Origin of the sequence: Methanoregula sp. PtaB.Bin085, assembly GCF_002067035.1 — an archaeon.
In the GTDB taxonomy this organism is placed as follows: domain Archaea; phylum Halobacteriota; class Methanomicrobia; order Methanomicrobiales; family Methanospirillaceae; genus Methanoregula.
This window is the reverse complement of sequence record NZ_MVQB01000016.1, coordinates 151,382-158,750: the sequence shown is the minus strand read 5'-3', so window position 1 is coordinate 158,750 and position 7,369 is coordinate 151,382. Positions and strand designations below refer to the sequence as shown.

General features: G+C 58.5%; 7 protein-coding genes. 3 read left to right on the top strand and 4 right to left on the bottom strand.

Features of this window, described 5'->3' with window-relative positions:
- The 4 genes from A4E33_RS03460 to A4E33_RS03445 all read right to left on the bottom strand — a co-directional run.
- Positions 1 to 423, bottom strand: a 423-nt coding sequence (locus A4E33_RS03460; protein WP_292346285.1) for a SusD/RagB family nutrient-binding outer membrane lipoprotein, incomplete at its 3' end; no start/stop codon positions are given.
- Positions 424 to 441: 18 nt separating this feature from the next.
- A complete protein-coding gene (locus A4E33_RS03455; protein WP_292346284.1) occupies positions 442 to 1,512 on the bottom strand; it encodes a type IV pilin N-terminal domain-containing protein in 1,071 nt (356 codons plus the stop codon).
- A 90-nt stretch (positions 1,513 to 1,602) separates the two neighbouring features.
- Positions 1,603 to 3,129 (bottom strand): PKD domain-containing protein, encoded by a 1,527-nt coding sequence (locus A4E33_RS03450; RefSeq protein ID WP_292346283.1) that lies wholly within the window; start codon positions 3,127 to 3,129, stop codon positions 1,603 to 1,605.
- On the bottom strand, positions 3,122 to 4,594 hold the full coding sequence (locus tag A4E33_RS03445) for a hypothetical protein (protein WP_292346282.1): 1,473 nt from the start codon (positions 4,592 to 4,594) through the stop codon (positions 3,122 to 3,124). The genes A4E33_RS03450 and A4E33_RS03445 overlap by 8 nt, the downstream gene beginning before the upstream one ends.
- A gap of 233 nt (positions 4,595 to 4,827) precedes the next feature.
- Here A4E33_RS03445 and A4E33_RS03440 point away from each other — a divergent pair, with 233 nt between their 5' ends.
- The 3 genes from A4E33_RS03440 to A4E33_RS03430 are packed head-to-tail and all read left to right on the top strand — an operon-like array spanning position 4,828 to position 7,365.
- A complete protein-coding gene (locus A4E33_RS03440; protein WP_292346281.1) occupies positions 4,828 to 5,820 on the top strand; it encodes a radical SAM protein in 993 nt (330 codons plus the stop codon).
- Entirely contained in the window at positions 5,817 to 6,599 is a 783-nt protein-coding gene (gene uppS / locus A4E33_RS03435; RefSeq protein ID WP_292346280.1) for a polyprenyl diphosphate synthase, read from the top strand. Before A4E33_RS03440 ends, uppS begins: the two co-directional genes overlap by 4 nt.
- Before the next feature lie 55 nt (positions 6,600 to 6,654).
- Complete coding sequence (locus tag A4E33_RS03430; protein ID WP_292346279.1) at positions 6,655 to 7,365, top strand: hypothetical protein; 711 nt, start codon at positions 6,655 to 6,657, stop codon at positions 7,363 to 7,365.
- Positions 7,366 to 7,369 lie beyond the last annotated feature (4 nt).

The window sequence follows — 7,369 nt, the reverse complement described above, 5'->3', positions numbered from 1 at the left end:
ACCGAACATATCAGTCATGTTTGACATGAACAGAACCTTGAAGGTCAGCGCAATGGCCTCAAGCGAAGGGTCGTCCTCCTTCTGTGCCAGGTCATACATATGAATGATGTTCTTGCCGTAGGTGGCGTAATGGTTCCAGAATCCGTACCAGTCCCTTGAGTCTTCCAGGAAGTAAAGATGCTCCCTTCTGGTAACGCCACCGGTATGTGCCGTGAACTGGATCAGCTCATTGTTGTAGTACCAGGTGCGGTTCAGCCACTGGTTGGCCGAGTTGTATAGTATGGGTTCGAACATGCCGGAAGGCTGTATCATGCCTACCAGGGTCCTGTTCGGGTTGGTGTTGATCTCCTCAAAATTACCGGTACATGACCAGAGTGATCCGAGAACAAGCCCGCAGATGATCAATATTCTTAGTTTTTTCATTTGTTGCCTGTTTTAAGTTTAGAACGAGAGTTTCAGGTTCACACCCAGCGTACGTGTCATCGGGAAAGCTCCTGCTTCAATACCGCTGAAGAGGTTGGTGCCGGTACCTGACTGGAGATCAGGGTTGCTGACGGTCACGTTCCACTGGCCGGTTGCTGCACCGAGCAGGTCAGCCGTGCAGGAGATCCGCGTCGGGGATACCACGGTCACGTTCGTTGCAGTGATCGTGGACGTGCCACGGCTGAGCCTGACGGTCGCCCCGGAAAGGAAATTCGTTCCTGTGATACTGTCAATCTGAACCGGCACCCCGCTGTACGCGACAGCCGGGGAGATCGCGGTGACCGTGGGGGCCGCGTTGCTGACGGTAAAGCCGTTCGCGAGAGGTGTTCCGGTCTGCCCGTCCGGGTTTCTGACGACAACCGTATACTGTCCGGCTGCTGCCCCTGCAAGGCTGAACGTTGCGGTGAGCTGGGTTGATGATACGAAGCCAACTGCGGTTCCCGGGATATCGGGATATCCTGAACGGGTCAGCCGCACGGTTGCCCCGCTCTGGAAATTTGCACCGGTGACGCTTGCGCCGGATACCGTGCTTCCGGTAACGCCCGCGGAAGGCGTGATGCCGGTGACGACGGGTGCGGGGGATGTTGTCGGGGGAGTGATGATGGTATGGGACGGGCCGGGCCCAATCTCGCCGAAATTGGCAGATGCCAGCGTGTATGCACCGGGCACGTAGATGACCCGGACCGTCTGGGGTGTCCCGGCGATCGGGGTGGCGTTGACAAGGGTATCGCCGACCGTCCACGTCCACGGAGCAGGGCTCCCGCCCCTGCTGAACGGGATTGCAACGCCGTTGACAAGGATCGAGATCTCGTCGCTCTTCAGCGAATCCCCGCCGTCGTGGTAAATGGTGATCCGATCGCCGGTGCTGGAGATAACGGCACTCACTGCCGGAAGTTTCTGCGGGGTTCCCTGCGAGGTCAGGACAACACCGATAATGGCTACGGCCATGACAACAACGGAGATGAGCATGACCCCACCCAGTACTTCCGATGCTGCCACATCGCCCGAATCCCGTCTCCTGCAAGTCATAGATAAGTTCCCCGTGAATACTCCTGAGATGGATAGCGTATCTGCACACTTGTTCTAATACATTGGGATTGCCGGGAATTTATATACGGATCAGGTTATTGAATACGAGGCTGCCCCGCCCACATAATAAACGCGTCCCGAGGTTGTGTCGAGGTTCATCGTTCCTCCTGAAGACAGGGGCGTCAGGCCCACGACCACGATGTGAGATGAATTCGTGCCACTGATGATGGTTGTCCCGTCGACAACCAATTGTGTCCATGCGCTGTGTGACGGGACATCCACTGTCAGGGTCGAAACATAGCTGTCAAAGCCGCTGATCCAGATACTGTTCAGGTTGGCAGTACCGTAGTCCACTCCGTTTATTGAAAGCCGGACCCCGTTGAAGTCAAAGGTACTGATCTGCGTTGATGTTGCATACAGGAGTCCTTTGCCATCATTACCAACCGTGAGGCGGACCGTATCGCCCGGATTGAGGTTGTAGGTTGTAGACCCGTGCCGGATTGATGAGTACAATCCCGTCACCCGGAACTGCATGTAGGTTCCCTCGACAAGATCGCCCTGCCGGTCCGTGTTGAGCGTCACCTGATGCACCGGGACAGGAGTTGTCGTTGTTGTTGTCACGGGGCTGGTGACGTTGATATACCCGACCTTCATCTCGGTATCGCTTCCCCAGGCATTCGTTGCGGTGAGGCTGACCGTGTAGTTCCCGGCTGCAGTATAGGTGTGAGATGCGTTCCGCACGGTCGAGGTTCCGCCATCGCCAAAGTTCCACGACCAGGATGTCGGCGAACCGGTTGACATATCCGTGAACTGGACCGTCAGGGGCCGGGTGCCTGACCTCGGGGTTCCGTTGAATTCGGCAACCGGTGCTGCATCCGTCACTGTGATATACCCGGTCTTGGTCTCGGTATCGCTTCCGCCGGCATTCGTTGCGGTAAGGGTCACTGTATACGTCCCGGTCGTGAGATATACATGTGACGGATTCTGCAGGGAGGAACTCCCGCCGTCGCCAAAGTCCCACGACCAGGATGTCGGCGAACCGGTTGACATATCCGTGAACTGGACCGTCAGGGGCCGGGTGCCAGAGAGCGGGATGCCGGAGAACCCGGCAGAGGGTGCCGGAAGAGTTGTCGTCGTGGATGTTGTTGCCGTGGGAGAGGTTGTTGCTGTCCCCGTGGGTGTAACCGTATGGGTGGGTGCGAGGGTGGGCGGCAGCAGATGTACCTGCAGGATGACCTGTTCGCTCCTGCCGTTGAATGCAATGATCTGTATCGAACCGGGGATATCATTTGGGGAAGCGACATGGTATTCCAGTGTATCGCCAAGGGACCACCGGGAGGGCTGAATACCCTGCATCAGAAACTCAGAAGTCCGGTCAATATCGTCAGCAAGGATCCGGTACTCCCCCCGGGCCAGGGTATCCCCGCCGCTGTGCCGGAGGAAGACCGTGTCGCTCGTGTTGAAGACATCAACGCTGATCGCCGGCACCTTTTGCGGGACAGGGCTCGAAAGGATCGCAACGCTGGCGACCGTGATCCCCAGCGCAACCACCGATATCAGGATAACGGCGCCGAGGGCATCGGACAGGCCGGCGTCTCTTTTGCTCCGGTCATTCATAGACTCCGCCTACTCCGTGGACCCAGGTTGAATAGGTTGCATTGGTCACCGTGAGCCGGATATCGTTCACATCTGGATCGGCTGAAGGCCCGAAGATCTCGATATAGCTCTCGTTCCTGACCCTGCTGACATTATATTCGCCCGCGGGGATCCCGCTGCCCTTCGCGGTGCTGTCAAAGAAGCTCTCCCACATGGCGTTGGCCTTGGGATCGCTCGTGTTGACACCGATCCAGACGCGCTTTGTATTGCCGGTGATCTCGTCTCCCTTCACGTAGGGGATCGGATAGACCGATTCCAGTTTCGTCCTGACCTGGACGGGGCTGTTGCCGCCGATGAGACCGCGGTTGTCCGGGTTGAACGAGAGAGCGTTGATATTGACGGATATCAGGTTGCGGGCCGAATCGTTGGTAAACGAGATCTCCGGTGGCAGCTTGTACGAGACATTCCCCTCGGCCTGCGAAAGGAAGACGCCCCCCATCTGGTAATAGTAATCCTGGGGGATCCAGTAGTTGTTCTGGGCCCTGTACTCGATGGATCCGAGGGCGATGGGGGTGATCGTGTACGGGTTCATGTCGACAAAGTCGTAGGTCGCGTTGCCGGATGCTGAAACCGCATTCAGGGGCTTTCCCACACTCAGGTTGACCATTTCATGGGGGCGGATCAGGGTTTTGAGACCATAGGCCTCGTCCATCAAATCTACCGGATAGACTGTATTCGACGAGATATTGGTGTATACTGTAAAATCCTGAAGGATTGGGACGCCTCCCTTTTTCACCGAGATTGCGATGTCCGACCGGTTATAGTTATACGCATCCACAAGGCTCAGGGTATACTGGCCTCCGGCCATGGGCGGGGGATTCAGAGTATAATTCTGGTAATAGGTCAGTCTCGGGGTGATGTTGATATAGGCCACCCAGTCCCGTCCGGTAATGTTCGCGCCGAATGTCCCCGAGGGGCCCAAATCAACCGGTTGGACCCCGGAGATATTGACATACAGGTGGTCAGGAGGATAATTGGGGACCAGCGGGACACCTTCCCCGAAATGAACCGACATCCGGTACGTATCATTCAGCACAAGCGAGTGCGACGAGATATTCAGGGTCTCGTGGACGGGAGTCCGCTGGTTGATGGCGATGATTCCGCCGGAGCTGACCGGGTTCATGATCGGTATGAAACTCACCATGCCCTGGGTATACCCGCCACCGGTACCGAGGTAGAAAGAGCTGCCGAGCGTTGTCCCGACCTTGTTGTTATTGAAGAGGGAGTCGAGGCTGATCTTGTAGGCCACGAACTGGTCCTTCACCTCGTTCATGTGGAGGATCTCGTTTTCGCGGCCCTGTGCCGGGATCCCGTACGTCAGGTACAGCGAGAAGACGAGGACAAGAACCCCGAGAATGAGGACAAAACCGATGACTTCGGAGAGGGCACGATCAGCTGGCCGGCGATCCCGGCAGGAGGGCATCATAATCTAGTGATGCGTTTAGTTATGGCGCATATAAATGTTGTTCGCCGGAAAAATATCTCCGGGGTCTATAAAAGACGCCAGACCGGTTCCGGTCCGGAGGCTGCAGGGTGATCGCAGGAACGGGCACGAATCCCGGTTCCTTTGGAGGTGGTTCCTTTCAGAAGGGTTTTCTGCTCAGCTCGCGAAAAAATAGGGTACAATCCCAATATCTCCGGATCGTATTCAGGAAACCCATGTCCCTTTCCCAAGGCTGTGTTCTCTGCCACCAGGGCGCAAAGATGGTGCTCTTTGTTACGGGACGCTGCCACCGGACGTGCTGGTACTGCCCGCTCTCCTCTGAACGCAAGGGGACGGACACGGTCTTTGCAAACGAGCGTCCGGTTGACATACCTGCACAGATCATCGAGGAGGCGGAGTCCATGAGCGCCCTCGGGACCGGGATCACCGGCGGCGAACCGCTCCTCTGCCTTGACAAGGTCACGGAATACTGCCGGATGCTCAAGGAGCATTTCGGCCCCGGGCACCAGATCCACCTGTACACGGCAAAAGCCCCGTCCGTGGAAGAACTGGCGCAGATGCAGGGGCTCGTGGACGAGATCCGGCTCCATCCGCCACCGGAGGACTGGAAGGATATCCTGGACTCCCCGTTCATGGTCTCGGCCCGGCATGCGAAGGAGATGGGGTTCGATACCGGGATCGAGGTCCCGGCCCTGCCGGGGCTCGAACACCTCATACCGGCACTCCCGTTCCTTGACTTCCTGAACATCAACGAGCTCGAATGGGGGGAGAGCAATGCCTTCCACATGCGGGAACGTTGCTACGATCTTGCCGATCCGCTGCATAATGCCATCGAAGGGGCGAGGGGATGGGCAGAGGAGATCTGCCGTCACGACAAGGTCCACTGGTGCTCCTCGGCCTTCAAGGACTCCGTCCAGCTCCGGGAGCGGCTGAAGCGGATCGCCGGGAACACGGCCCGGCCGTTTGATGAGATCACGGATGACGGGACCATCGTGTACGGGATTTACAAACCCGGATCGGGCAGCACAGGCCCCATCGCGCCGTTCTTCCGGGAGCGGTTCGAGCCGGACAGCTACGAAGTCTTCCCCGACCGGGTCGAGACGGCATGGTGGCTGCTGGAGAAATATGCAGACGAGCTCGACGGGAAAAAACTGGTGATCGAGCGGTATCCCAACAATGGCATGATCGTCGAGGTGACCCCCCTGTGAACTTCAGGAGCCTGATCGAACCGCTCTACGAACGGTTCCTCCGTTTCCAGTGCAGGCACGTCCCCAACCACGTCGCCATCATCCAGGACGGCAACCGGCGCTACGCGAAGATGGTGGGTATCGATACCGCGAGCGGCCACCGTGCGGGAGCGGACAAGACCGAGGAGATCCTGGACTGGGCGCACGAGCTCGGCATCCGGCATATCACGCTCTACACCTTCTCAACCGAGAATTTCTCGCGTGATAAAAACGAGGTCCGGCACCTCTTCGACCTGTTCAAGGAGAAACTGAACCAGGTCGTGCAGGACGAGCGACTGAAGAAGTACCGGATCCGGATCCAGATGGTCGGCGACCGTTCGCTCCTCCCGGACGATCTCCGCAAAGCGGTCGATGATGCCGAAAACCTGACCCGCGACCATGACGGTTTCTTCCTGAACATCGCGCTTGCCTATGGAGGGCGGAACGAGATCGTGCTCGCCGCCCGGGAGATCCTGACCGAGGTTGCCGCCGGCAGGCTTGCGCCGGATGCCATCGGTGTTCACACGGTCGAGCAACACCTTCACGGCGGCAAAGGCATACCTCCCGTTGACCTGATCATCCGGACCGGCAACGATTACCGGACCTCCAATTTCCTGCCCTGGCTTGCGGGCGGCCACGAATCCGCGGTCTGTTTCTGCGCCCCGTACTGGCCGATGTTCCGGAAGATCGATTTCCTGCGTGCCATGCGGATCCACGACCAGCGGGTGGCGGCAAAGAACGCGGGAAATCACGGGGGGTAAGAATCGGATCGCGTACTATATTGCATCCCAGCGACAGATCTGGAATTGATCGGATATGACGGGAAAGAAGGGGGGACGGGAAGCCTGGCACGAGACGGTGGTTGTCCTGCGGGCAGATATCTGCCGGCTGGCGGCTGAAAAGGGGATCGATATCAGCGATGCGTGCAACCGGGCTCTCGCCGTCCTCACGGGGGCTGAATACCCCGCGAAGGAGGCCGGTGCAAATAACCTGCCCCGGCCGGTTATCATCGCCCGCAACGGATCCCTGCCCCGGGCACCAGACGGAACCGGGAAAGGCCCGGCAAAAAAACTGCACCCGGTCATCAATGCCGATGATCCGGCTGCCCCTGCCAGGGTCGCTCTGGCAAAGACCCCGGTGAAACGGGCCCCGGAGGAATCGCAGGAGCCGGTTACCGTTCCCGCCGCCAGGCCTGTTCCCTCTCCGGCCGACGAGACGATCGCGGCACCCTCCCCCGCTGAGAAAAAGCCTGCTTCCCGCAAAGGGCGTGCAGGCACCGCAAAGAAACAGCCGAAAGGGGACCGGATGAAGGTCTTCTTCTCCCAGAAGATCGCCCGCACGGACGATCCGAAAGCGACCGTCAGCAAGGACGAACTGTACGGGGTATTCACCCGGTTCTGCCGCGAGCACCAGGTCACGACGGTCCCGGACCGGAGAACCGTCACCATCGCCCTCAAGAACCAGTTCGCGCTTTCAGAAGAGAATATCGACGGCGTCCCGTGCTGGACCGGGATCCGGCTGAAGTAACCGT